We start from the raw sequence: 23,610 nt of genomic DNA on the forward strand, positions 1-23,610 counted from the left end.
GGACTGGATCAGAATTCGTCCCAATCATCCGCGCCGGCGGGTTGCGGCTGCATCGGCGCCGGGGCGGGCATGCTGGCCCGGTGCGCCGGGGCGGCTGGTTTGGGCGCCGGGCGGGCCGCCTTCGGCTTGGCCGGCGCGGGGCGGGCATGCGCGGCGGGCGCGCTGGCCGGCACATCGCCGATCTTGAACTGGTTCACCAGCCGGGCCAGCTCGTCCGCCTCGGCGGCGAGGGAGTGGCTGGCGGCGGTGCTTTCCTCGACCATCGCGGCATTTTGCTGCGTCACCTGGTCCATCTGGCTGACCGCGCTATTCACCTCGGCCAGGCCTGTCGCCTGTTCCTGGGCGGAGCCGGCGATATCGGTGACGAGCACATTCAGCCGCGCCACCTGCTCGACGATGCGGGTAAGCGCCTGGCCGGTTTCGTTCACCAACCGCACCCCGACCTGAACCTGCGCGCCGGAGGCGTTGATCAGCGTCTTGATCTCCTTCGCCGCATCGGCCGAGCGCTGGGCCAGGGCCCGCACCTCGGTGGCGACCACGGCGAAGCCCCGCCCGGCATCGCCGGCGCGCGCCGCCTCGACCCCGGCATTCAGCGCCAGAAGATTGGTCTGGAAGGCGATTTCATCGATGACGCCGATGATGTTGGAAATCTTCTTGGAGGATTCCTCGATGCCGCCCATCGCGGTGACGGTCTCGCCGACCACCAGCCCGGAGCGTTCGGCATCTACTTTCGCCTCATTCACCACGCCGCGGGCCTCATTGGCGCCTTCGGAGGATTTACGCACGGTCGCGGTGATCTGCTCCAGCGCCGCGGCGGTTTCCTCCAGGCTGGCGGCCTGCTGCTCGGTGCGGCGGGCGAGATCGTCCGAGCTTTGGGTGATCTCGCCGGCGCTGGCGCGCACGCCCTGGGCGTTGGCGGCAATCTGCTGCATGGTCTGCTGCAGCGTCGCCACCGCCTTGTTGAAATCGGTGCGCAGTTTTTCATATTCGTCGGAGAATTGCTGATTGATCCGGAACATCAGGTCGCCCATGGAGAGGCGCTCCAGCCCGTCCGCCAGGCTTTCCACCACCTTTGCCAGCATCGCGGCGGCCTGTTCGCGGGCCGCCGCGGCCTGGGCGCGCTCGGCCTCGACGGCGGCGGCATTGCGGCGCGCCTCTTCCTCGACACGCTGCTTCTCCAGCCCGGCCTGCTTGAAGACCATGACGGCGCCGGCCATCTGCCCGACCTCGTCCTTGCGGCCCATCTCCGGCACCTCGGCCGCGAGATCCCCGCCGGAAAGCCGCGCCATCGCGTCACGCAGGCGGGTCAGCGGATTGGAGACCCAGGCGGCGATGGCGAAATAGGCGCCGATGGCCACGGCGGCGAGGGCCAGCACGATGCCGATGAGCGAGCTCCACATCGTATAGGCGGCGCCACGCTGCACGGCGGCCAGCTGGGTGGTTGCCTGTTGCGTCAGGAGATCGCGTTCCGCCCGCAAATCGCTGGCCAGGGACGGGAAGACGCTGGCGCAATTCTGGTTGAATTCCGCCTGAGCCACCTCATTTTGCGCCACGCTGGTGGAGGCCATGCCGAGCTGCAAGGCCTTGGCGCAGCTGAGATCGAAGGCGGAATCGCCGCGCTGGCGCAGCTGGTTCAACGCATCGGCCTGGTCCGGCACCAGATTGGCCGCCTTTGTCATGTAATCATCGAAAAGCGCGCGTGCGTCCTTGATTTGGTCATGCGCCTGCGCATTCAGATCCGCGCCCACCGTGATGAGCAGCCATTCCAACGACGCGCGCTGGCGCTGCAGGGCGCCGTTGGCATTGGCAACGTCCACCGCCGCCTGCATGGTGGTGGCGTTGATCTGCGCGCCCCGGTTCGAAACGGCGCGGATTTGCGTGGCGACGAAGCCGGTGGCGATCAGGGCGATCAGGCCCAACACGCCGAGCACGGCAAGGAATTTAACGATGATCGGCTGGTTCTTCATATCGGCCCCTCGGGAATGGAACGGCCGGGACCCCCGCCCCGGCGGCACCCGCGAAGGGCGCTTGGGGCGGTGATAATGAATGAAACTTAAGGTTCGGTTGCCGGCTTTTGGCGCCGGGGCGGGGTCAGGCCAGCGCTTCGCCGACCAGCACCAGAACCGGGCCGCTGGGCGCGGCGCGGGTCACCGCGCCGGCCAGGCTGGCCAGGGTGGCGCGCAGCACGCGCTGCGCAGGCAGGCTGGCGGATTCAATCGCGATCGCCGGCAGGCCCGGGGCCATGCCCGCCGCCAGCAATTTCTCGACGAGGCCCGGCAGATGCTTGCTGCCCATATAGATGGCGAAGCTGCCGCCGGCGCGCGCCAGGGCGCCCCAATCATGCGCCGGCAGCCCGGCATCCGCGCCATGGCCGGTGATGATGTGCAGCGAGCGGGCGATGCGGCGCTGGGTGAGGGAGAGCTCCAGCCCGGCGGCGGCGGCGGAGGCGGCGGTGATGCCGGGCACCACCTCGAAGCTGAAGCCGGCGGCGCGCAGCGCCTCCATCTCCTCGGTCAGGCGGCCGAAAATCACCGGATCGCCGCCTTTCAGCCGCACCACCATGCGGCCGGTGCGGGCATATTCCACCAGCAGCCGGCAGATTTCCGCCTGCGGGGCGGAGGCGCGGCCGCAGCGTTTGCCGACATCGACCAGCTCGGCGTCAGGGTTGATCAAGGCCAGGATGCCGGGGCCGACCAGGCTGTCATGCAGCACCACCTCCGCCTCGCGCAGCAGCCGGGCGGTTTTCATCGTCAGCAACTCGGGATCGCCCGGGCCGGCGCCGGCCAGGAAGATGCGTGTCATGTCGGGCCTCTCATCAGAGGCCGCTCTTCGGGCATCGTGCAAGAGCTGGCAAGGGGGTTGGGGCTCTTTGCCAAAAAACCAAGGTTTTTGCAGCTTTTTGAAAAAAGCCGCACCAAAAACTTTTGCTTTTTTAGGGGATTTTTTAGGCGACAAGCTCGGCTTGCGGCTCGGGTTTGCGCGGCGGCGGGAGTTTGATGGCGCCGATCACCGAGCGCACCTCGTTGCGCGCGGCGATGTGGGAGAGGCCCAGCGCGATGCCGATATTGGCTTCCTTCACATCCATCAGCGTCAGCCCTTGCAGATAAAGCTCACGGAAGATCACGCGCTCGCCAAAGCCTTTCAGCGTGCGAAAGCCGATGCGCTTGGCCAGGGTTTCCAAGGTCTCGCCGACATCGCGCTTATTGCGCGCCTCCACCGCGGCCAGGCGGTTGCGCATCACGATCCAGTCGATCTTGCCCTTGTCGCGGTTGAAGCGGGTTTTACGGGCTTCCCAGACCATCTCGGAATAGATGCTGGGCTTGATGATGTCGTGATTATCCGCATCCACCTTCGCCAGCATCGAGAAATCCACGAAGCTGTCATTGATCGGGGTGATCAGCGTGTCGGCGAAGGAATGGCCGTAGCGGGAGAGGTAATTATCGGTGCCGGGGCAGTCGACGACGATGATCTCGGCGCCGGCTTCAACCAGCTCGGCCACACCTGCGTCAAAATTATTGCGCTCTTCTTCCTCGATTTCGGCGCGGGTATCGGCTTCGGAGCGCATCACCGGGCGGAATTCGGGCAGCGGCAGCGCGATGCCCTTGGCCTCGACGAAGGCCTGGCGCGCGGCCAGCGTGCCGGCCAGCGTGCCCTGGCGGGCATCGAGATCCATGGCGCCGACCTTATAGCCGTCGCGCAGCAGCGAGACGATGACATGCACCGAGGTGGTGGACTTGCCGCACCCGCCTTTCTCGTTGCCGAGCACGATGAAATACGGTTTTCTTGCCGCCTGCTCCGTCATGCCTCTGCTCCTTCACGCCGCTGAACCGGCTCGCAGGATAGCCGAGTCCCGCGAGTCGCCCCAATGATTCATGCGGCGTGTTTGGCGCCCATATGCGGCAGGAACGCGGCGGCGAGGCCGATCAAAGGCAGAAAGGCGCAGATTTCATAAACCTTCACGATGCCGATGGCGTCCGCCAGCGTGCCCAGCACCGCCGCCCCGATGCCGCCCATGCCGAAGGCGAGGCCAAAGAACAGGCCGGAGACGGCGCCGATCCGCCCGGGCATCAGCTCCTGCGCATAGACGACGATGGAGGAGAAGGCGGAGGAGAGCACCAGCCCGATGATGACGCTGAGCAGCAAGGTGAGATCCAGCCCGACATAAGGCAGCGCCAGCGCGAAGGGGGCGACACCCAGGATCGAGCCCCAGATGACGAGCTTGCGGCCGATGCGGTCGCCGACCGGGCCGCCAATGACGGTGCCGATGGCGGCGGCGGCCATGAAGATGAACAGATCCACCTGCGCCGCCTGCACGCCCAGATGAAAACGCTGCATCAGATAAAAGATATAATAAGAGGTGAAACTGGCGATGTAGAAGAATTTCGAGAACATCAGCGCCAGCAGCACCACCAGGGCGGTGATTACCTGCCGGCGGGGCAGCGCCGGGGCGCTGGCGGCGCGGCGGGGGGCGCGCTTGGCGTGGCCCTGGGCGCGGTACCATTGGCCAAGCCCGGTGAGCAGCACGATGGCGCCCAGCGCCACCAGGGCGAACCAGGCCAGGCTGGCGCGGCCATGCGGCAGGATGATGAAGGCGGCCAGCAGCGGGCCGATCGACTGGCCGAAATTGCCGCCGACCTGGAACACCGATTGCGCCAGCCCATGCCGCCCGCCCGAGGCCAGACGCGCGATGCGCGAGGCTTCCGGGTGGAAGATGGAGGAGCCGATGCCCATCAGGCTCGCCCCCAGCAGCAGCATGCCGTAGCCGGGCGCATAGGCCAAAGTGAGCAGGCCGGACATTGAGAAGGCCATGCCGACGGGCAGCGAGAAGGGCAGCGGCTTCTTGTCCGTGAACAGCCCGACCAGGGGCTGCAGCAGCGAGGCGGTGATCTGGTAGGTGAGCGTGAGCGCGCCGATCTGGCCGAAATTGAGGTTGAAGCCGCCTTTCAGGATCGGGTAGATCGCCGGCAGCAGCGATTGCACCAGATCATTCAGAAAATGGCAGACACTGACCGCGCCCAGCACCGTGCTGGCGGTTCCGGCCGGGCGCTGTGGCGCCGCGATGACTTCACTCATGCCTTTGCATCCCCGTGCCGCCCGGTTGCAGGGCGACATATTATTGCGTGTGAGAGCGATGAGACTTAAGGGAAGCATGACCGGCCCACAACCGCAGGCGGGCCGAAAATTTACGCGAGTGGGCCATGGTCTGGAATAGCCGGGTTGAAATTCTTGACGATGTCGCGCGTCCCTTACTGGCGCTGGGCACGGATTATGTGGATGGGTTTGCCGTTCCCATGCACCGCCACCGGCGCCACCAGCTTTTGTTCGGCGCGGCGGGCACGGTGATTGTCACCACCAAGGGCGGCAGCTGGATGATCCCGCCGCAGCAAGGCATCTGGCTGCCGGCGGGCACCGACCATGCGGTGCGGATGCTGGGCCAGGTGCAGATGCGCAGCCTGTATCTGGAGCCGGAAGCGATCACCGGCATGCCGGCCGATTGCCAGGTGATGGCGATCCCGCCTTTCGTGCAGGGGCTGATGCGCGAGGCGCTGGAGCTGCCGGCCGCGTATGACCAGGATAGCCGCGCCGGGGCGGTGATGAGGCTGCTGCTGCATGAGCTGCAGCATCTGCCGGCCTTGCCGCTCGGCCTGCCGATGCCGGGGCGCCACCCGGCTTTGCTGGCGCGCTGCCAGGGGTTTTTGAGCGCGCCGACGCCGCATGCGACAATCGAGGGCTGGGCGGCGGCCTTGGGGGTGAGCCGGCGCAGTTTCACCCGGCTGTTCCGGCACGAGACGGGTTTGAGTTTCGCCGCCTGGCGCCAGCAGGCCTGCCTGCATGCCGCCCTGCCCCGGCTGGCCGCCGGGCAGAGCGTGACCAGCGTGGCGCTGGAGCTGGGCTATGACAACCCGGCTGCCTTCACCACCATGTTCAAGCGTTGCCTGGGGGTGCCGCCGCGCCATTATCTGGCGCGGGGGGCGGGGTAATCAGGCCTGGTTCACCTTCGCCGCAAACGCGATAAACGCCTCCAGCATTTTCGCCAGGAAAGCGCGGGTCGGTTCGTCAGTGAGTTTGCCGTCCTGGAATTTCGCCGTGGCGCCGCCGATGAAAACCTCCGGCTGGCCGAGCAGATGCATGTTGAGCACGCCCAAAGTCTGGCGCAGCGGGTACTGGCCGCGCGCGGTGCCCAACACGCCCGGTGAAACGCCGATGATGGCGGCGGGCTTGCCGGCCCAGACATTGCCGCCGCGCGAGCCCCAGTCGATGGCGTTTTTCAGTGGCGCGGGGATGGAGGCGTTATATTCCGGGGTGGCGAAGAGAATGGCGTCGGCGCCACGAATCTCCTGGCGCAGGCGCTCGACGGGGGCGGGAAAGCCGCCGTCTTTTTCGAGATCCTGGTTCATCAGCGGCAGGTCGCCGATTTCGGCGAGGCCGAGATGGTGGTCGGGCAGCAGCTCTGCTGCGGCGTGAAGCGCGCTGCTGTTCCATGAGCCGGTGCGCAGGCTGCCGGAGATGCCGAGAATTTTCATGGTGCCCATCCTTTTGACGCTGAGAGTGGAAAGTTTTTGGGGGCGGTGACGACGACGTTGCATCCGCCCGGCCCTCCTTCGCCGCTTTTTTGAAAAAAAGCGGCACCAAAAAACTTCTGCAATAAAAAAGCCGCCCTGTTGGAGCGGCTTTTTGTTTTATTTGCCGGTGAGGAGGCGTTCCACCAGCTGCTTCACCGAGGGGATGAAGCCGTTGGAATAGAACGGGTCCGAGCCGAAGCGATGGGCGTTATGGCCGGCGAACATCAGGTTGTTATCCATCGCCGCCTCGTCACCATCCGCCGCGTGGGCGATGTTCTGCAGCGTCTTCTGAATGCAGAAGCTGCGCGGGTCGGCTTTCTTGCCGTTATCGAAGCTCGGCTCATGCTGGGACCAGTTGGAGAAGCGGCACTGGCTGAGGCAGCCCATGCAGGCCACCTGGTCCTCATGAATTTCCGCCGCCTTCTCCGGCGCGACGAAGATCAGCGTCGAATCCGGGGTGCGCAGCGCCTCGGTGAAGCCTTCATCCTCCCAGGCCTTGGCGCGGGCATAATCCGGGGCGGTGAGATAGACCGGGCGCTTGCGCGCGCCGACGCCATATTCCACCAGATGCTCACCCACCGCCTCGGGGCTGTAGGCGACCTGACGGTCGCTGCGGGCGCGCAGCTCGCGCATGAAATCATTGTTCACGGCGGAGGAATAGAAGCCGGTGGGCGAGAAGCGGTTGAGGAAGACATCCCCAGGCTTCAGCTTGAACAGGCGCTCCTTCCAGCTCTGCGGGATCGGGCTTTCCTTGGTCAGCAGCGGGCGGGTGCCGAACTGGAAGGCGATCGGCCCGATTTCCGGATTATTGATATAATCCTTCCACTCATCCAGCGCCCAGACGCCGCCGGCCATGATGATCGGGGTTTCGTGCAGGCCGAATTCGCGCATCACCTTGCGCAGCGCGACCAGGCGGGGATAGGGGCTCTCGGGCTTCTCCGGGTCTTCGGAGTTGGAGAGGCCGTTATGGCCGCCGGCCAGCCAGGGATCCTCATAGACCACGCCGCCCAGCAAATCCGCCGCCTTGGAATAGGCGCGCTTCCACAACGCCGCGAAGGCGCGGCCGGAGGAGACGATCGGGTAATAATGCACGTGGAACTTGGCGGCGATGTCCGACAGCCGGTAGGGCATGCCCGCCCCGCAGGTGATGCCGCTGACGATGCCCTTGGTGCGCTCCAGAATGCCGTTGATGACGCGCTCCGCCCCGCCCATCTCCCACAGGATATTGGCGTGGATGCGGCCCTTGCCGCCGGAAATCTCCCAGGCGCGCTTGGCCTGCTCCACCCCGCCCTCGATGGCGAACTGGATCAGCTCCTCATGCCGGTCGCGGCGGGTGCGGCCTTTATAGATCTGCGGGATGACGCGGCCCTGTTCGTCGAAACTATCGGCATTCACCGCCGAAAAGGTGCCGACACCGCCCGCCAGCGCCCAATGCCCGGCGCTGATGCCGTTGGACGCGGAAACGCCCTTGCCGCCTTCGACCAGGGGAAGAATATCCATGCCACCCATGCGGATGGCGTTAATCGCCGTCATTTCTAAGAAAACCTCATCACCCGGACGTGCTCTCGCCGGAACACAATATGCATCCGCCGTTATTACCAGATTGATAGCGGGCTTGAAAGACTCTCACGTTTGGCCCTGCGCGCGGAAGCATAATATAAGCCCGCTCATGGATTTAAATTTCACGGAAGCGGAAATCCAGCGCTATTCGCGGCATATCCTGCTGCGCGAGCTGGGCGGCACCGGCCAGGCCAGGTTGAAGGCGGCGAAGGTGCTGATCGTCGGCGCTGGCGGGCTGGGCTCGCCTTTGGGGCTGTATCTGGCGGCGGCGGGGATCGGCACGATCGGGCTGGTCGACCCGGATGTGGTCGAGCTCTCCAACCTGCAACGCCAGGTGGCGCATGGCGTGGCGGATCTCGGTCGGGCGAAGGTGGAGAGTGCCGCCGAGTCGCTGGCGCGGATCAACCCGCTGGTGCGGGTGGTGCGGCATCGCGAAAAGCTCGATGCACGGAATGTCGGCCGGCTGCTCGGGGATTACGATCTGATCTGCGATGGCACCGATAATTTCACCAGCCGGTTTCTGGTGGCCGATGCCTGCGTGGCGGCGCGAAAAACCCTGGTTTCCGCCGCGGTGCTGCGCTTTGAGGGGCAGATTTCAACCTTCAAGCCGCATGCGGGCGGGCCCTGTTACCGTTGCCTCTACCCTGAGCCGCCGCCCGAGGGGCTGGTGCCGCCCTGCTCCGAGGCCGGGGTGCTGGGGGCGGTGACCGGGGTGATGGGCACGCTGCAGGCGACCGAAGTGATCAAGGAAATCACCGGGATCGGCCAATCACTTTCCGGCTTCTTGCTGGTATGGGACGCGCTGGCGGCGGAATTCCGCAAGGTGAAGTTACGAAAGGACCCGGAATGCCCCGTTTGCGGCTGACATTGCTGCTGTTGGCCCCGCTGCTCTGCGCCGCCGCCCCTGACCCTGGCACCGGCCCTGGCCCTGGCAAGGGCAGCAATACCGGCCTGCCGGTGCCGCGCTTTGTCTCGCTGCGCTCGGACGAGGTGAATGTGCGCGCCGGGCCGGGCTTTCAATATCCGGTGAACTGGGTCTATCAGCGCGCCGGGCTGCCGGTGGAGATCATCGGCGAATTCAATGTCTGGCGGCAGATTCTGGCGCCGGATGGCGGCACTGGCTGGGTGCATGAGGCGACCATCCGCGCCAAGCGCGGCTTCTATATCACCGCCGACAAGGCCGCCTTGCGCAGCGGCCCCAGCGCGGGGGCGAGTGTGGTCGCCTATCTCGCCCAGGGCGTATCCGGGGCGTTGCTGCGCTGCACGCCCACCAGCGATTACTGCAAGGCTGCCACCAAATATGAGACCGGCTATCTGGCCCGCAGCGATTTCTGGGGCGCCTTTCCGGGCGAGGATGTGAAGCCCTGAGCTGGCGAGTTTGAGTTTTCCACAGAAAAGGACTCGTGAAAACGTCACAAGAGATTGCTACGCCCCCTCGCAGCCTCTACTGTATGTAGTAGTCACAGCATGGAGGCCCACAAAATGGAGTGGACAGACGACAGCATCGCGCGGCTGCGGAGTTTGTGGGCCGAGGGTTTGTCGACCGCGGAGATCGGCCGGCGGCTGAATATTTCCAAGAATGCCGTGGTCGGCAAGGCGCATCGGCTCAATCTGCCGGCCCGCCCCTCGCCGATCCGCCGTTCCACCGGCGAGACCGCGCCGCGCCCGGTGGCGCCCAAGCGCACCCAGGGCCCGACCCTGCCGCCGCTCTCCGCCTCGGTGAGCCAGCCCGTGCCGGTGCTGCGCGCGATCATGCCCGCACCCAAGCCGCAGCAGCCCCGCGCCACCCCGTGCTGCTGGCCGATCGGCGAGCCCGGCAAACCGAGTTTTCACTTTTGTAATGCCGCGGCCGTGTCGGGGAAGCCCTATTGCGAGGACCACGCCGCCATCGCCTATGTCCGCGTGCGCGACAAACGCGAAGACGTGGCCTGAAATCTTGCGAACGTTACGCCGCCGGCAGCTGGCCGGCGGCGTTGTCGTTTCAAAAACCCGCTGCAATGCAGCAAAAACTTTGGAATTGATCGATCCTGGCAAATGCGCTTAAATTCCGTTTCGTCCGGAGCGATCCGGCGAAATGACCCAAGCCCAAAAGAACGGGCAAATAAAACTGGGCAAAGAAAGGCGCCACATGGAAACGATGCAAGACACCCAATCCTCTTCGCAGGCTGAGCCGCAGACCGGCGTGGTGAGATGGTTCAACCCCGGCAAAGGCTATGGCTTCATCGCCCCGGATGAGGGCGGGAACGATATTTTCGTTCATATCAGCGCCGTGCAGCATGCCGGCCTGCGCAAGCTGAATGAGGGCGAGCGGGTGCGCTTCGTTCTGCAGCAGCGCGAGGGCCGCGTTGCCGCCATCGGGATCGAACGGCTGCACTGAATGATGGGCGGGGTCGCCCGCCCATCCTTGCGCTGATCTCTCGCGACCCGGGGGCGCTGGCACCAGCGCGCCCGGTTTGATCTCTGGGCAGCGCCTTTACGCGCTACGCGTGCCTTTGCCGCGATGACAGGCCCCCCGCCCCGGCGCTAGCATGCCGGCATGACATATTCCCCTTTACAATTTCTCGACCATCCCTCCGGCCTGGCGCATGTGCCCGGCCCGTCTCTGCCCTTGTACGCGGTACGCCCGGAGGGGCTGGCCGCATGCCTGGCCGCCCTTCCGGATGCCGCCGCGCAGGCCAGGCTGCTTGGCTTCACCGGCGAGGCCGGGCGCGTGCTGCTTTACGCGGATGCGCAAGGCGAGCCGGCCGGGGCCTTGCTCGGGCTGGGTAACGCGCCGGAGACCATTGGCTTCGGCGCCGCCGCCGCCGCCCTGCCTGCCGGCAGCCTGTGGCATATCGAGCCCGGCGGGTTCGATCCTGAGCGGGCGGAGCGGGCGTTTCTGCTCGGCGCCTATCGCTACCAGACGCAGCGCGCCCGCCAGGCCGATTTCGCCCAGCTGGCCCAGGTTCAGCCACGCGCGCGCATTCTGGCCGGCAGCATGATGCTGGCCCGCGAGCTGATCAACACGCCGCCCAACCTGCTCGGGCCCGCCGAGCTGGCGCAGGCGGCGCTGGATGTGGCGCAGCATTTCGGCGCCGATGCGCAAGCGATCACCGGCGCGGCGCTGGAAGCCAATTACCCGACCGTGGCGGCGGTGGGTGCCGGGTCCGCGCGCGCCCCTGTCGTGGTGGTGCTGCGCTGGCAGGGCAGCCAGGCGGGGGCGGAGGCGAAGCTGGTCTCGCTCTGCGGCAAGGGGGTTTGTTTCGATACGGGCGGCTACAACCTCAAGCCCGGCGGCTCGATGCGGCTGATGCGCAAGGATATGGGCGGGGCGGCGATCATGCTGGGTCTGGCCAGCGCGATCATGGCGCTGGATCTGCCGATCCGGCTGGAGCTGCGGCTGGGCTGCGTGGAGAACAGCGTCTCCGGCCATGCCATGCGCCCCTCCGATATTCTGCGCACCCGGGCCGGGATCAGCGTCGAAGTCGGCGATACGGATGCGGAAGGACGGCTGGTGCTGTGCGACCTGCTGCATGAGGCCTGCGCGGCGCAGCCGCACTGGCTGATCGACGCCGCCACCCTCACCGGCGCCGCGCGCGTGGCGCTGGGGCCGGATCTGCCGGCGCTGTTCAGCAATGACGAGACGCTGGCCCAAACGATTCTTGAATCTGGACTCATCGAGAACGATCCGCTCTGGCGCCTGCCGCTGCACGCGCCTTATGCCGCCTGGCTGGAGACCCCTTATGCGGATTTATGCAACATCTCTTCAAAGCCGATGGCCGGCGCGGTAACCGCCGCATTGTTCCTGCAACATTTCATTTCAAAAAACACGCTTTGGGCGCACATCGACACTTATGCGTGGAACGATTCAACCAGACCGGGAAAGCCGGAAGGCGGAGAGGCGCAAACTCTGCAGGCCTTGCTTGCGGCGATCGAGGGGCTGAGCCACCCCCACGCCATGTGACGTCCGAAAAAAGCGTCGACCGGGTCTTATTTTTGATCCCGGTCGCGAATCGATAAAATAGGATGCGCACAAACCAGTTTGCACATTGTCTTATCAAAACGTAAAATTTAAGAAATATAGAGAGAATTTTCGGTTTTCATAAAACCAACAAACTTCGTTACAAAAAAATCGTTTGTCCGCAAAGAGATCATTACGTCTTTTCAGTATGTTAGTGATACGGACAAAGAATTTTTCGTAATCATATTGAAGAGATTTTGTATATACCTATAATATTGTGTACTAACGGTTCACTCGAGAAACGGCTTCCGTGAAATCCTCTGACTGAAACGTTTTTTCTGAGCCTGTTCCCTTGGAGTTATAAAATGGCATCCGCTCAACTGTCTTCCGATCAGCTCGTGGGCATCCTGCGAGATACGGTCGTATCCTTGGTTCGCCGTGATGGCGTGGATCTTTCCGCGCGTCAGCTCGGCGTTTTTCTCACCTGCTACCTGAACGAAGGCGGCCATACCGTGCGCGGCCTGGCGCAGGAGCTGAACGTCTCCAAGCCGGCGATCACCCGCGCGCTCGACCGGCTGACCGAACTCGATTTCGTCCGCCGCAAGGTCGACCCCTCCGACCGCCGCTCGGTGCTGGTGCAGCGCACCGTCAAGGGGGCTGCTTTTCTGCGTGAGACGCGCCATATTATGAGCGATGCTTTCTCTGCGAATAAAACCGAGGCCGCCAGCCGCCGCGCGGCGAGCTGATCGTCTGTCCCGCCGCCAGGCCCTTGGGCTGGCGGCTGCATGTTCAGGGTTGCTGCTCGGATGGCCATTGGCCGCCCAGGCAGCACCCTTGGCCCTCACTCCGGCGGATAAGACCCTTATCGCCCAGATCGAGGCCTATCTGAACGCCCAGAAGGGGCTCACCGCGAATTTCCTGCAGGTTGCGGCTGATGGCGCGACGCGCACCGGCAAGGCCTGGTTGCAGCGCCCCGGCAAGATGCGCTTCGCCTATGACCCGCCCGACCCGCAACTGCTCGTCGCCGGCTTCGGCCTGCTGGTCTATCACGACCCCGCCCTCGGGCAGACCACCAATATCCCGCTCAGCGCCACCCCGCTTGGCATTTTGCTGGCCCCGCATGTCAATCTTGAATCCGCGGGGGTCTATGTCACCGCCATCAACCGCCAGCCGGGGCAGGTAAATATTTCCCTCGTCCGCAAGGGCAAGGAAGCCGCCGGCACGCTGACATTGAGCTTCGCAACCGACCCGCTGGAGCTGCAATCCTGGATCGTCACCGATGCGCAAGGCAAACAGACCAGCGTGCATCTCTACGATATCGCGCCGGGCGGGCCGTTTCCGGATTCGCTCTTCCAATATAATCCATCCTCCGGGCCCAGCACGGTCGGGGGATAGGCAGGCGGTGAAAAGCCTGTAGAGATCGCCCATGACCCTCACCATCGCCACCTGGAACATCAATTCCCTGCGGCTGCGCCAGGCGCATCTGCATCAGCTCGTCGCTCAATTGCAACCTGACGTGATCTGCCTGCAGGAAACCAAGGTTCCTGACGAGCTGTTTCCGGAGGCGATCGCGGCGGAGATTGGATTTCCGCATCTGCTGAAGCGCGGCATGAAAAGCTACAATGGCGTCGCCATATTTTCACGTCTGCCGTTGACGCTTGCGGAAAACACGCCGGATTGGTGCAATAAAAGCGATTGCCGGCATCTCTCGGCCAGCCTTGCCACGCCAAACGGGCCGCTAACAATCCATAATTTCTACGTTCCCGCCGGCGGCGATGTGCCGGACCGCGCGACGAACGAGAAATTCGCCCACAAACTTGATTTTCTGGCTGAAACCACCGGGCATTTTTCCGCTTATCCGCCGCAACGGGCGATTTTGGTCGGCGATCTCAACATCGCGCCGCTCGAACATGATGTTTGGAGCCATAAGCAGCTGCTGGAGGTTGTTAGTCACACCCCGGTGGAGGTGGCGGCCTTGAATGGCTGGCGGGCGCAGGGCTTCTACGACGCGATCCGGCATTTCGTGCCGGAGGACCAGAAATTATATACCTGGTGGTCCTATCGCAACCGCGATTGGGAAGCCTCCAACCGTGGCCGCCGGCTGGATCATGTATGGGTGACGCCGGATTTGAAACCGGCCTTGAGCCGCCACCAGATTCTGCGCGAGGCCCGCAACTGGGCGCAGCCTTCCGACCATGTGCCGGTGGCGCTGACATTGGATCTTGACCGGATCTGAGGCCCGCCCGGGAGGGTTGATCCATGTCGGGCGCAGCCCAACATACAAGGGTGAGCCATGGCATAAGTTGCGCATGGCTCCCTGGATGAAACCGCGCGTGCGGTTTCATTAAAAATCCGTCATAGGCTGCCGGCCGTTGGAACAGAGCTTGGCGTGGCCGGTCTCGCATGACGGTGAAGGAGTGTTTGACATGAAAGGCTTCATGCCGCCGCCGGCCATCATGATGGTGGCGCTGCTGCTCGGGATCGGCATCGCCGCCCTGACCGGCTAAATCCTCAGATCGGGGCTGCTGGCCTGCCAGCCTTCGCCGGTATGGTCACAAAAAATCGGAAGTGCGTGCGCGGTGCGCCCCTCCTTGGGCAGTCCCATGAGTTCGCGCATGGCCCGGAACACGCCGCCATGCGCCACCAGCAGCACCGGCCCCTGCTGGTTTGGCAGGATTCGCCTTAACGCCGCCTCGACGCGCCGGGTGAGCAGGACGAAGCTTTCCGCCCCGTCCGGCGTGACGCGGCCTTCCAGCCAGTCCGGAAACCAGGGCAGCAAGGGTTGGCCTTCCATGCTGCCGAAGGCGACCTCGCGCAGATCCGGCTCGATGCTGAGCGGCAGGCGCAGGAATTCATTGATGATCTCCGCCGTCTGGCGGGCGCGCTGCAGGGGCGAGGCGATGATGGCGGTGATCTCCTGCCCCGCCAGCAACGGGCCGACGCGCTCCGCCTGGGCCCGGCCGGTGGCATTCAAGCCCGCATCGATACCCGAACCCTGGGCGAGCCGGGCGGCATTCAGGTCGGTCTCGCCATGGCGAAGGAACCAGAAGGGCCGCGCCGGCAAGGCCATGTTCAGCTCAACCCCTCGCTGGCGAGGGCGCGCTGCACGGCCGGGCGGGCGCGCATGCGCTCCAGATGCGATGTGAGGGCCGGCGGCAGCGTCATCTTGGCGCGGTTGACCCCCCAATGGGTCAGGTAGAACAAGGCCGCATCGGCGATCGAGAAATCACCCAGCAGATAGGCCTTGGCGCCGAGGCTCTGGGCCAGTTGCTTGAAGCCGGCCTCCACAATCTCGCGCCCGGTGCGCTGCACGGCGGGTTCATCCGCCGTGGTCGGGGTGAAGTTCGCCGGGCGGAAGATGCGGGTGAAGCCGCGCATATGCACGGTCGCGATCATGTAATCCAGCAATTCCAGCGCCTTCACCTCGCCTTCCAGGCTGGTGGGCAGCAGATGCGCTTCAGGGTTGGTCTTCGCCAGATACCAGGCCACGGCCGGCCATTCGGTGATCACGCCGCCATCCGCCAGCCCCAGAGCCGGCACCTTGGATTTCGGGTTCAGCGAGATAAAGGGCTCCTTATATTGCGCCCCGGAGGCGAGATCGACCTTCATCAGCTCGAACGGCTTGCCGATCTCCTCCAGGATCACATGGATGCCAAGCGAGCAGGCATTCGGGGAATAAAAGAGTTTCATGGTGGCTCCCAGCAAATCGCGGCCCTGTGGCCGCCGCCGGGGGAGTTTAGGGCAATAAAAAACCGCGTCCAGCCTGGGGCCGGACGCGGCTTTTTAAGAGGCTGTTTGAAAAGCCACTCTGGCGGCCGCCAAGCGGCGATTTGCTGCGCTCCGGTGCTCACGTACCTTAAGTACGCTGCGCTCCGGTGCTCGCAAATCACCACTTGGCGACTCACCATAGCGACTTTTGAAACAGCCTCTTAACGAAGACGCGGGCGCTCAGTCGAACAGCGAGGAGACCGAGCTTTCGGTGGAGATGCGGCGCATCGCCTCGGCCAGCAGCTGGGCGACGGAGAGCTGACGGATATTATGCGCCAGACGCACCGCCTCGGTCGCCATGATCGAGTCGGTGATGGTCAGCATCTCGATCGGCGAGGCGGCGATGCGGGCTACGGCGCCGCCGGAGAGCACGCCATGGGTCACATAGACCTCGACCGATTTGGCGCCATTGGCCAGCAGCGCCTCGGCGGCGTTGCACAAGGTGCCGCCGGAATCGACGATATCGTCGACCAGGATGCAGTCGCGCCCCTCAACCTCGCCGATGATGTTCATCACCTCGGAGACGCCGGCCCGCTCGCGGCGCTTATCGATGATGGCGAGGTCGGTATTCAAGCGGCGGGCGATGATGCGGGCGCGCAGCACGCCGCCGACATCAGGGGAGACGATCATCGGGGTGCGGCCGGCGAAACGCTCCTCGATATCGCGGGAGAAAAGCGGGGCGGCGGGAAGGTTATCGACCGGGATGTCGAAAAAGCCCTGGATCTGGCCGGCATGCAGATCCATGGTCAGCACGCGGCTGGCGCCGGCCTCGGTGATCAGATTGGCGACCAGCTTGGCGGAGATCGGCGTGCGCGGGCCGGATTTGCGGTCCTGGCGGGCATAGCCGAAATACGGGATCACCGGGGTGATGCGCCGGGCCGAGCCGCGGCGCAGCGCATCGCAGGTGATCAGCAATTCCATCAGATTGTCATTGGTCGGGTAGGAGGTGGATTGGATGACGAAGACATCCTCACCCCGGACATTCTCATGGATTTCGACGAACACTTCCATGTCCGCGAAGCGCCGGACGGAGGCTTTCGCCAGCGGCAGGTTCAAACCGGCGGCGACAGCCTCGGCCAGGGGGCGGTTGCTGTTGCAGGCTACGATCTTCATGCGCGGTGATCCCCGAATTCAACTCGCGCGCGGTGTAGCAACCAGGGGCCTTAAAGTAAATTAAGCCGAGAGGGCGCGGGAGCGATCCGTGGCGGCCTGGATGGCTTCCCTGAATATTTTTGGCAGAGCGTCATCCGCGCGCAACAGTTTCAGCGCCTCGGCGGTGGTGCCGCCGGGGGAGGTTACAGCCACACGTAGCGCTTCCGGGGTTTCGGAGGAGGCGGCGAGCAGGCTGGCGGAGCCGATCACGGTCTGGCGGGCCATGATGCGGGCGAGATCGGGCGGGAGTCCCTGATCCAGCCCGGCCTGTTCCAGCAATTCGGTCAAAAGGAAGACATAGGCCGGCCCGCCGCCGGAAATGGCGGTGACGGCGTCCAGCGCGCCCTCATCCTCAACCCAGGCGACCTGGCCGACGGCTTCCAGCAGCCGGGTGGTGAGATCACGCTGCGCAAGCGAGACGCCGGCACCGGGGAAGGCCACGGTGATGCCCTGGCGCACGGCGGCCGGGGTGTTGGGCATGGCGCGGACCACGGATTTGGCGCCGCCGAGCAATGCCGCCACGCCCTGGGCGGTTTTGCCGGCCATGATGGAGATGAACAGCGCCGTTTCCGCGAATCTCGCGTAGGCGGGCAGCGCCGCGGCGGCCATTTGCGGCTTCACCGCCAGAATCACCGCTTCCGGCGCGAAATCCGCCGGGAGCTGGGCGGCATCCGCCAGCACGGTGACCTCCGGCCCGGCCAAGGCCTTGGCGCCCTCGGACGGGTCGACAATGAAAGCGCGGGAGAGGCCCTGCTCACGCCAACCGGCGAGCATGGCGCTGCCCATGCGGCCGCCGCCGATGAGCAGAAGGGAGGGAAGAGCGGTCATGCAACCGCTCTAACCCATTGGCTGCGTATTGAAAACGGCGGGCGGCTCAGGCCTCGCCGACACATTCCAGCATGGCCGCCTCCAGCGCCTCATCCGCGCTCTTGCCGCCCCAGATCACGAATTGGAAGGCGGGGAAGAAGCGCTCGCACTCGCTGATGGCGATATCGATCAGGTCCTCGATCGATTCCGAGGCGGCGCTGGGGGTGCCGCGCAGCAGCATGGCGTGGCGGTAGACCGGCATGCCGGTCTCCTCATCCATGCCGAAATGGCCGATCCAGAGCCGCTCATTGGCCTTAGCCAGCAGCTCATAAAGGGCGCCGCGCTGCTTGGGCGGCGCCTTCATATCGAAGGCGGCGGAGACATGCATGACGGAAATCTCATCCGACCAGCAGAAATACAGCCCGTAATCGCACCATTTGCCCTGGGCCTCGGCGGCGAGGTCGGACTCGGAGCGGCGGTCGAAGATCCATTCATTTGCTGAGATGACCTGTTCCACCAGGTCGAGCGGGTTGGCAACGTTGGTTACGTCGTCATCATTGGCGTAGGCCAGAGCGGTCATGCAAGGAACCTCCTTGTCACCATGAAAACCGGGTGAGACGATACTGGCAAAAGAGCTTGGCGTCCCGCGCAGAGTTTCTCCCCACGACTCGGATTTTATGGGGTTTTGTGCGCCGCGTACATTAATATTCCGTCCTTAAAGATTGTTTCGCCTGGCTGTCACCAATCCGCCGCAATGGATTATTATGCTAGAGATACCCATATGACAGGCCGGATGCCTCAAGGACTCCTGATATGAGCAAATTCTCTCTTCCCCTCTTGGCGCTTGCCAGCGGGTTGATGCTGGCCCCTGCCCTGCCCGCCTTCGCGCAGGATGCGAGCCCGCGTCAGATCCAGACGATGATCGATAACGGCCAGAGCGGCCAGGCGATCAGCCAGCTGAAATCCGTGCTGAACACGCACCCGGATAGCGGCACCGCCTGGTATCTGCTGGCCGAGGCGCAGGATTCGCGCGGCAATGAAAACGCCGCCGCGCAGGCGCTGGCCAAGGCCGACCAGTACGCGCCGGGCCTGCCCTTCGCCAATGCGCAGAAGGTTTCCGCGCTGCGGGCGCATATCAATAACGGCTTATCCGCCGCGCCGGCGGGGGAGCGCCATCATGGAGGTGTCAGCATGGTGATGTTGGTGATTGGCGGGTTGATCCTGCTGTTCGTGGTGCTGCGCCTGGTCTCCGGCTTCCGCCGGCAGCAGGTTTACCGCCCGTTCCCGGGCAATCCGAACATGCCTTATAATAATTATCCGCAAGGCGGCCCCGGCCCGTATGGGCCTGGCGGCTATGGTCCGGCGGGCGGCATGGGCGGCGGGCTTGGCAGCTCCATCGTCTCCGGGCTTGCCGCCGGTGCGGGGTTTGCGGCCGGTGAGCGGATTGTGGATGGCATGATGGGCGGGCATGAGGCCCAGGCAGCGCAGCCGCAGCAGGATTTCGGCCAGAGCCAGGATGACGGGCTGATGGGCAATCCCGGCTGGGATGACGGCAGCAGCGGCGACGATGATTTGAATAATAACAGCTGGTGAAAAAAGAAGAAGCGGCCTTAAAAAGGCCGCTTCTTCTTTCTGGCCGCGAAACCACACCGCATGGGTTGCCTAGGCTTCCCATGCAGCCACATCGACGACGCCAAGTGGCAAAAGTTTTTGGTCCCGCTTTTTTTAAAAAGCGGGTTTTTCTTTTACCTTAAACCCGACGCATCATCGGCCCGTAATACCGGCCGGTGCCGCCCAGCTCCGCCTCGATGCGGATGAGCTGGTTATACTTCGCCATACGGTCCGAACGGGCCAGCGAGCCGGTTTTGATCTGGCCGCAATTGGTGGCAACCGCGAGGTCGGCGATGGTCGCGTCCTCGGTCTCGCCGGAGCGGTGGGACATGACGGCGGTGTAGCCGGCGCGATGGGCGATTTCGACCGCTTCCAGCGTCTCGGTCAGGGTGCCGATCTGGTTGACCTTGACCAGGATGGAGTTGCCCACGCCGGCGGCGATGCCGCGGGTCAGGCGCTCCGGGTTGGTGACGAACAGATCGTCGCCGACCAGCTGGATCTTGCCGCCGAGACGCTCGGTGAGCAGCTTCCAGCCCTCCCAATCATCCTCGGAGCAGCCATCCTCGATCGAGGCGATCGGGTAGCGGGTGCAGAGATCGGCCAGGTAATCGACGAACTGGCCGGCATCGAGCCTCTTGCCCTCGCCTTCGAGATCGTAAATGCCGTTCTTGAAGAATTCGGTGGAGGCGCAATCCATCGCGAAGGTGATGTCCTCACCCAGCTTGTAGCCGGCCTTCTCGACGGATTTGGCGATGAAGCCCAGCGCCTCGTCGGCGGATTTCAGGTTCGGCGCGAAGCCGCCCTCATCGCCGACATTGGTGTTGTGGCCGGCATCGTGCAGCTGCTTCTTCAGCGTGTGGAAGATTTCCGCGCCGATGCGCACGGCTTCGGCGATGGAGGAGGCGCCGACCGGCTGGATCATGAATTCCTGGATGTCGATCGGGTTGTCCGCATGCTGGCCGCCATTGACGATGTTCATCATCGGCACCGGCAAGGTGCGGGCGGAGACGCCGCCGATATAGCGATAGAGCGGCAGGCCGTTATCCACCGCGGCGGCCTTGGCCAGGGCCAGGGAGACGCCGAGAATGGCGTTGGCGCCGAGGCGGGCCTTGTTCGGGGTGCCGTCCAGATCGATCAGGATATTATCGATGCCGATCTGGTCCTCGGCATCCAGCCCGCCGATGGCGTCCAGGATTTCGCCCTCGACGGCGGCGACGGCTTTCAGCACGCCCTTGCCGTTATAGCGGGACTTGTCGCCATCGCGCAGCTCGACGGCCTCATGCGCGCCGGTGGAGGCGCCGGAGGGCACGGCGGCGCGGCCAAAGGCGCCGGATTCCAGCAGCACATCGACCTCGACGGTCGGGTTGCCACGGCTATCAAGGATTTCGCGGGCGACAATGTCGGCAATGGCGGTCATGGACGGCTCCTTTGGTTTGCCCTGGCGAGGTAAACCAGCCCTTGCCGCGATGCAAGAAGGCGAAGCAGGCCAGAAAACTTGGCGGTTTAAGCCGCGGTGAGCTGCAGCGGCGCTTCCAGCGCGCCGGTGGCCAGGCGGTAATTCGCCTGATCCGCATAAACCGCCCGCAGCAGCTGGTTGTTCAGCGCATGGCCGGTGCGGCTGCCGATGAAACGCCCGGAGATGGGCGCGCCGGCGAGATAGAGGTCGCCGATCACATCCAGCAGCTTGTGGCGCACGAACTCATCCGCGTAGCGCAGCCCCTCGGGATTCATGATCTTGTCGTCATCCACCACCACCGCATTGGCGAGCGAACCGCCACGGGCGAGTCCGGCCTGGCGCAGCGCCTCGATCTCGCCGCGCTGGGTGAAGGTGCGCGCACGGGCGATCTCCTCCGCGAAGCCGGCGGTGGAAAGGTTGAAGTGGTAAGCCTGGGCGCCGATGGCGCGGGCGGCGAATTCGATGGAGAGGGAGATATCGAAGCCGGTGCCGCCATCCGCATGCGGGCGCAGCTCGGCGAAAGCGCCGTTCTGTTCGACGCGCACCGGGCGCAGAATTTCCAGCACCGGGCGGGCACCGCCATGCTCGATGACACCGGCGCTCTCGATCAGGAACAGGAAGGGCGCGGCGGAGCCGTCGAACACCGGCAGTTCCGGCGCATCCACCTCGACGATGAGGTCATCCACCCCGGCGGCGGCCAATGCCGCCATCAGATGCTCGATGGTGCCGATCTTGGCATCGCCGTGCGAGATCAGGGTGCAGAGGCGGGTATCGGTGACATTGTCGAATTTCGCCGGGATATCGCGTTCGAGATCGGTCCGGCGGAAGACGATGCCGGCATTCAGCGCCGCCGGACGCAGCGTGAGGCGCACATCCGCGCCGCTATGCAGCCCACGACCCACCGCCGAAATCGGCGCCTTCAGGGTGCGGCGGGCGGCAGCGTCGAGCTGGATCATGCTGTATCTGTCACGCAAAGACGACATTGAAATCCTGTCCATTAACCAGGCTCTAAATTACGCGTCTCGCTGCATTGCAGCCAATAAATCATTATTTCTGATTATTTCGCCATAAGCATCTGATTTTAAATGAAGTTACAGAGCGCAACAAATGATTGTGGCACGCCGCCTCAGATTGTTTTCGGCTTGTTCACGGGCCGCACTCAGGCTCTGCTTGCGTCACGAACGCGATCCGCACCGGCCATAAAAAACCCCCGGACAATCTGTCCGGGGGTTTTTCGGCGGGGAGAGAGAGAGGCCGCCTGGCCGGCTAGCGCCTTACTGGTTGCGGCGCAGGAAGGCGGGAATTTCCAGACCGACCTCATCCATCTGCGCCGGGCGCACGGCGGCGCGGGGCTGCTCATGCTCGTCAGCGCGCATCGCCGGTTCCTGGCGGTGCTGGGGCTGCGGCGCCGGGGCGGGCGCCTTGCTGGCGCCGAACCCGAACACGGATTTGAAGATGGAGGTGGGCTTGGGCGGCTCAGGGGCCCGCACCGGCGCCGGGGCGGGCGCCATGGCGGGGCGCATGGGGGCTGCCGGGCGCGGTGCCGGGGCCGGTTCCATATGCGCTTCGACATGCGCCGGGGCGACTTCATGCGGGCGCTGCTCGACGAAAGCCTTGGAGACCAGCGGCGCGGCCGGCGGTTCCGGCACATAGCCGGCCGGGCGGCCGGAGCCCTGCTGGGCGGCGTTCTGCGAGGCAACCGCCTGCACGAAATTGTTATTCTCGGCGCTGCCGTTGACGACTTTCAAATTCGGCAAAGCGACCGGGGCGGAATCGATGCCGGTGGCGACCACGGAGACGCGCACCTTGCCGGACATCGTCTCGTCCAGCGACATGCCGAACATGATGTTGGCGTCGGTATCAACCTCTTCGCTGACGCGATTGGCCGCCTGGTCGATTTCGAACAGCGTGACATCGGAGCCGCCGGTGATGTTGATCAGCAGGCCACGCGCGCCGCGCATGTTGGTGTCTTCCAGCAGCGGGTTGCTGATCGCGGCTTCGGCGGCGCGGATCGCGCGATCCTCGCCCTCGGCCTCGCCGGTGCCCATCATTGCCTTGCCCATCTCGCGCATCACGGAACGCACATCCGCGAAGTCCAGATTGACGATGCCGGGCATCACCATCAGGTCGGTCACGCCGCGCACGCCCATATAGAGCACGTTGTCGGCCATCTCGAACGCTTCTTTCCAGCCGGTGCGCTCATTCGCGACCTTGAAGAGATTCTGGTTCGGAATCACGATCAGCGTATCCACGTAGGCCTGCATCTCGATGATGCCTTCCTCGGCGGAGCGCATGCGGCGCTTGCCTTCAAACGCGAACGGCTTGGTGACGACGCCGACGGTGAGGATGTCCCGCTCGCGCGCCATGCGCGCAATCACGGGCGCCGCGCCGGTGCCGGTGCCACCGCCCATGCCGGCGGTGATGAACACCATATGGGTGTTTTCAAGATGCCGGGCCAGCTCATCGGCGGCCTCGTCGGCGGAGAGCTTGCCGATATCCGGACGGCCGCCCGCGCCGTTGCCCTGGGTGAGGTGCGGGCCGAGCTGGATGCGCTTCTCCGCCAGCGAGCGCTGCAGCTGCTGCGCATCGGTGTTGGCGACGACGAATTCCACGCCGGGGAGATTCATCTGAATCATGTTGTTGACGGCATTACAGCCGCCGCCGCCGACGCCGAACACGGTGATCCGGGGTGTGAAATCCGTATGCGTGGGCTTATCGACTGACAAATGTAGGACCATGACTCTCTCTCCTCG

24 protein-coding genes are annotated in these 23,610 nt (G+C 64.5%); 10 read left to right on the forward strand and 14 right to left on the reverse strand.

Translation table 11 applies throughout. The features are described 5' to 3' along the window. Positions 1–8: 8 nt before the first annotated feature. From ACZ46S_RS05415 to ACZ46S_RS05430, 4 genes are all read right to left on the reverse strand, one after another. Positions 9–1,967, reverse strand: coding sequence for a methyl-accepting chemotaxis protein (locus ACZ46S_RS05415; protein WP_464063654.1), 1,959 nt, complete (start codon positions 1,965–1,967; stop codon positions 9–11). Between the two features lie 124 nt (positions 1,968–2,091). Continuing rightward, a complete protein-coding gene (cobA, locus tag ACZ46S_RS05420; protein WP_464063655.1) occupies positions 2,092–2,802 on the reverse strand; it encodes a uroporphyrinogen-III C-methyltransferase in 711 nt (236 codons plus the stop codon). A gap of 142 nt (positions 2,803–2,944) precedes the next feature. Next, positions 2,945–3,802, reverse strand: a complete 858-nt coding sequence (locus tag ACZ46S_RS05425; protein WP_464063656.1) for a division plane positioning ATPase MipZ — start codon at positions 3,800–3,802, stop codon at positions 2,945–2,947. A gap of 68 nt (positions 3,803–3,870) precedes the next feature. Continuing rightward, positions 3,871–5,073 carry an MFS transporter gene (locus ACZ46S_RS05430; protein WP_464063657.1) on the reverse strand — a complete coding sequence of 401 codons (1,203 nt, stop codon included), beginning with the start codon at positions 5,071–5,073 and terminating at the stop codon, positions 3,871–3,873. A gap of 125 nt (positions 5,074–5,198) precedes the next feature. Between ACZ46S_RS05430 and ACZ46S_RS05435 the strand changes: the two genes are divergently transcribed. After that, positions 5,199–5,981 (forward strand): AraC family transcriptional regulator, encoded by a 783-nt coding sequence (locus ACZ46S_RS05435; RefSeq protein WP_464063658.1) that lies wholly within the window; start codon positions 5,199–5,201, stop codon positions 5,979–5,981. On the opposite strand, the gene ACZ46S_RS05440 is transcribed toward ACZ46S_RS05435, so the two are convergent. Both ACZ46S_RS05440 and ACZ46S_RS05445 read right to left on the reverse strand, forming a co-directional pair. After that, positions 5,982–6,524 carry an NADPH-dependent FMN reductase gene (locus ACZ46S_RS05440; RefSeq protein WP_295744285.1) on the reverse strand — a complete coding sequence of 181 codons (543 nt, stop codon included), beginning with the start codon at positions 6,522–6,524 and terminating at the stop codon, positions 5,982–5,984. 156 nt (positions 6,525–6,680) lie between these two features. After that, positions 6,681–8,096, reverse strand: a complete 1,416-nt coding sequence (locus ACZ46S_RS05445) for an NAD(P)H-dependent flavin oxidoreductase (protein ID WP_464063659.1) — start codon at positions 8,094–8,096, stop codon at positions 6,681–6,683. 136 nt (positions 8,097–8,232) lie between these two features. On the opposite strand from ACZ46S_RS05445, the gene ACZ46S_RS05450 reads away from it, so the two are divergent. From ACZ46S_RS05450 to ACZ46S_RS05485, 8 genes are all read left to right on the forward strand, one after another. After that, entirely contained in the window at positions 8,233–8,988 is a 756-nt protein-coding gene (locus ACZ46S_RS05450) for a HesA/MoeB/ThiF family protein (RefSeq protein WP_464063660.1), read from the forward strand. Continuing rightward, positions 8,970–9,491, forward strand: coding sequence for an SH3 domain-containing protein (locus ACZ46S_RS05455; protein WP_295744293.1), 522 nt, complete (start codon positions 8,970–8,972; stop codon positions 9,489–9,491). The genes ACZ46S_RS05450 and ACZ46S_RS05455 overlap by 19 nt, the downstream gene beginning before the upstream one ends. 114 nt (positions 9,492–9,605) lie before the next feature. After that, entirely contained in the window at positions 9,606–10,055 is a 450-nt protein-coding gene (locus tag ACZ46S_RS05460) for a GcrA family cell cycle regulator (protein ID WP_026439467.1), read from the forward strand. 196 nt (positions 10,056–10,251) lie between these two features. Then, positions 10,252–10,500: a cold shock domain-containing protein gene (locus ACZ46S_RS05465; protein WP_295744299.1), complete on the forward strand. Its 249-nt coding sequence runs from the start codon at positions 10,252–10,254 to the stop codon at positions 10,498–10,500. A 159-nt stretch (positions 10,501–10,659) separates the two neighbouring features. After that, positions 10,660–12,066, forward strand: coding sequence for a leucyl aminopeptidase family protein (locus tag ACZ46S_RS05470; protein WP_464063661.1), 1,407 nt, complete (start codon positions 10,660–10,662; stop codon positions 12,064–12,066). A 362-nt stretch (positions 12,067–12,428) separates the two neighbouring features. Next, complete coding sequence (locus ACZ46S_RS05475; protein ID WP_295744305.1) at positions 12,429–12,809, forward strand: MarR family transcriptional regulator; 381 nt, start codon at positions 12,429–12,431, stop codon at positions 12,807–12,809. 88 nt (positions 12,810–12,897) lie between these two features. Then, complete coding sequence (locus ACZ46S_RS05480) at positions 12,898–13,458, forward strand: LolA family protein (protein WP_295744308.1); 561 nt, start codon at positions 12,898–12,900, stop codon at positions 13,456–13,458. 31 nt (positions 13,459–13,489) lie between these two features. Further along, entirely contained in the window at positions 13,490–14,299 is an 810-nt protein-coding gene (locus ACZ46S_RS05485; RefSeq protein WP_464063662.1) for an exodeoxyribonuclease III, read from the forward strand. Positions 14,300–14,566: 267 nt separating this feature from the next. Here ACZ46S_RS05485 and ACZ46S_RS05490 read toward each other — a convergent pair whose 3' ends face one another. The 5 genes from ACZ46S_RS05490 to ACZ46S_RS05510 form a co-directional block, all read right to left on the reverse strand. Then, positions 14,567–15,133 carry a histidine phosphatase family protein gene (locus ACZ46S_RS05490; RefSeq protein WP_464063663.1) on the reverse strand — a complete coding sequence of 189 codons (567 nt, stop codon included), beginning with the start codon at positions 15,131–15,133 and terminating at the stop codon, positions 14,567–14,569. Positions 15,134–15,135: 2 nt separating this feature from the next. Continuing rightward, the gene (locus ACZ46S_RS05495) at positions 15,136–15,753 is read right to left on the reverse strand and encodes a glutathione S-transferase family protein (RefSeq protein WP_464063664.1); all 618 of its coding nucleotides are present in this window, start codon (positions 15,751–15,753) and stop codon (positions 15,136–15,138) included. A gap of 258 nt (positions 15,754–16,011) precedes the next feature. Further along, the gene (locus tag ACZ46S_RS05500; RefSeq protein ID WP_008493533.1) at positions 16,012–16,944 is read right to left on the reverse strand and encodes a ribose-phosphate pyrophosphokinase; all 933 of its coding nucleotides are present in this window, start codon (positions 16,942–16,944) and stop codon (positions 16,012–16,014) included. 60 nt (positions 16,945–17,004) lie between these two features. Next, entirely contained in the window at positions 17,005–17,811 is an 807-nt protein-coding gene (gene proC / locus ACZ46S_RS05505; protein ID WP_464063665.1) for a pyrroline-5-carboxylate reductase, read from the reverse strand. 46 nt (positions 17,812–17,857) lie between these two features. Then, positions 17,858–18,370, reverse strand: coding sequence for a type III secretion system chaperone family protein (locus ACZ46S_RS05510; protein ID WP_295745720.1), 513 nt, complete (start codon positions 18,368–18,370; stop codon positions 17,858–17,860). Positions 18,371–18,603: 233 nt separating this feature from the next. On the opposite strand from ACZ46S_RS05510, the gene ACZ46S_RS05515 reads away from it, so the two are divergent. Further along, positions 18,604–19,383, forward strand: coding sequence for a tetratricopeptide repeat protein (locus tag ACZ46S_RS05515; protein ID WP_295745723.1), 780 nt, complete (start codon positions 18,604–18,606; stop codon positions 19,381–19,383). Between the two features lie 157 nt (positions 19,384–19,540). Here ACZ46S_RS05515 and eno read toward each other — a convergent pair whose 3' ends face one another. The 3 genes from eno to ftsZ all read right to left on the reverse strand — a co-directional run bounded on the left by eno (position 19,541) and on the right by ftsZ (position 23,595). Continuing rightward, positions 19,541–20,818 (reverse strand): phosphopyruvate hydratase, encoded by a 1,278-nt coding sequence (gene eno / locus ACZ46S_RS05520; RefSeq protein WP_464063666.1) that lies wholly within the window; start codon positions 20,816–20,818, stop codon positions 19,541–19,543. 86 nt (positions 20,819–20,904) lie between these two features. Then, positions 20,905–21,813 carry a UDP-3-O-acyl-N-acetylglucosamine deacetylase gene (gene lpxC, locus ACZ46S_RS05525; protein WP_464063667.1) on the reverse strand — a complete coding sequence of 303 codons (909 nt, stop codon included), beginning with the start codon at positions 21,811–21,813 and terminating at the stop codon, positions 20,905–20,907. A 318-nt stretch (positions 21,814–22,131) separates the two neighbouring features. Then, the gene (gene ftsZ, locus ACZ46S_RS05530; protein ID WP_464063668.1) at positions 22,132–23,595 is read right to left on the reverse strand and encodes a cell division protein FtsZ; all 1,464 of its coding nucleotides are present in this window, start codon (positions 23,593–23,595) and stop codon (positions 22,132–22,134) included. Between the last annotated feature and the right edge of the window lie 15 nt (positions 23,596–23,610).

This window comes from Acidocella aluminiidurans, assembly GCF_055383125.1.

What these genes read in the sequence shown, in the direction of transcription:
- ACZ46S_RS05460 (WP_026439467.1), top strand. Translation starts at nt 9,606, where the DNA reads ATGGAGTGGACAGACGACAGCATCGCGCGGCTGCGGAGTTTGTGGGCC.
- ACZ46S_RS05495 (WP_464063664.1), bottom strand. Translation starts at nt 15,753, where the DNA reads ATGAAACTCTTTTATTCCCCGAATGCCTGCTCGCTTGGCATCCATGTG.
- ACZ46S_RS05490 (WP_464063663.1), bottom strand. Translation starts at nt 15,133, where the DNA reads ATGGCCTTGCCGGCGCGGCCCTTCTGGTTCCTTCGCCATGGCGAGACC.
- ACZ46S_RS05415 (WP_464063654.1), bottom strand. Translation starts at nt 1,967, where the DNA reads ATGAAGAACCAGCCGATCATCGTTAAATTCCTTGCCGTGCTCGGCGTG.
- ACZ46S_RS05450 (WP_464063660.1), top strand. Translation starts at nt 8,233, where the DNA reads ATGGATTTAAATTTCACGGAAGCGGAAATCCAGCGCTATTCGCGGCAT.
- ACZ46S_RS05465 (WP_295744299.1), top strand. Translation starts at nt 10,252, where the DNA reads ATGGAAACGATGCAAGACACCCAATCCTCTTCGCAGGCTGAGCCGCAG.
- ACZ46S_RS05455 (WP_295744293.1), top strand. Translation starts at nt 8,970, where the DNA reads ATGCCCCGTTTGCGGCTGACATTGCTGCTGTTGGCCCCGCTGCTCTGC.
- lpxC (WP_464063667.1), bottom strand. Translation starts at nt 21,813, where the DNA reads ATGATCCAGCTCGACGCTGCCGCCCGCCGCACCCTGAAGGCGCCGATT.
- ACZ46S_RS05515 (WP_295745723.1), top strand. Translation starts at nt 18,604, where the DNA reads ATGAGCAAATTCTCTCTTCCCCTCTTGGCGCTTGCCAGCGGGTTGATG.
- ACZ46S_RS05475 (WP_295744305.1), top strand. Translation starts at nt 12,429, where the DNA reads ATGGCATCCGCTCAACTGTCTTCCGATCAGCTCGTGGGCATCCTGCGA.
- ACZ46S_RS05430 (WP_464063657.1), bottom strand. Translation starts at nt 5,073, where the DNA reads ATGAGTGAAGTCATCGCGGCGCCACAGCGCCCGGCCGGAACCGCCAGC.
- eno (WP_464063666.1), bottom strand. Translation starts at nt 20,818, where the DNA reads ATGACCGCCATTGCCGACATTGTCGCCCGCGAAATCCTTGATAGCCGT.
- ACZ46S_RS05445 (WP_464063659.1), bottom strand. Translation starts at nt 8,096, where the DNA reads ATGACGGCGATTAACGCCATCCGCATGGGTGGCATGGATATTCTTCCC.
- proC (WP_464063665.1), bottom strand. Translation starts at nt 17,811, where the DNA reads ATGACCGCTCTTCCCTCCCTTCTGCTCATCGGCGGCGGCCGCATGGGC.
- ACZ46S_RS05500 (WP_008493533.1), bottom strand. Translation starts at nt 16,944, where the DNA reads ATGAAGATCGTAGCCTGCAACAGCAACCGCCCCCTGGCCGAGGCTGTC.
- ACZ46S_RS05440 (WP_295744285.1), bottom strand. Translation starts at nt 6,524, where the DNA reads ATGAAAATTCTCGGCATCTCCGGCAGCCTGCGCACCGGCTCATGGAAC.
- ftsZ (WP_464063668.1), bottom strand. Translation starts at nt 23,595, where the DNA reads ATGGTCCTACATTTGTCAGTCGATAAGCCCACGCATACGGATTTCACA.
- ACZ46S_RS05510 (WP_295745720.1), bottom strand. Translation starts at nt 18,370, where the DNA reads ATGACCGCTCTGGCCTACGCCAATGATGACGACGTAACCAACGTTGCC.
- cobA (WP_464063655.1), bottom strand. Translation starts at nt 2,802, where the DNA reads ATGACACGCATCTTCCTGGCCGGCGCCGGCCCGGGCGATCCCGAGTTG.
- ACZ46S_RS05470 (WP_464063661.1), top strand. Translation starts at nt 10,660, where the DNA reads ATGACATATTCCCCTTTACAATTTCTCGACCATCCCTCCGGCCTGGCG.
- ACZ46S_RS05485 (WP_464063662.1), top strand. Translation starts at nt 13,490, where the DNA reads ATGACCCTCACCATCGCCACCTGGAACATCAATTCCCTGCGGCTGCGC.
- ACZ46S_RS05435 (WP_464063658.1), top strand. Translation starts at nt 5,199, where the DNA reads ATGGTCTGGAATAGCCGGGTTGAAATTCTTGACGATGTCGCGCGTCCC.
- ACZ46S_RS05425 (WP_464063656.1), bottom strand. Translation starts at nt 3,802, where the DNA reads ATGACGGAGCAGGCGGCAAGAAAACCGTATTTCATCGTGCTCGGCAAC.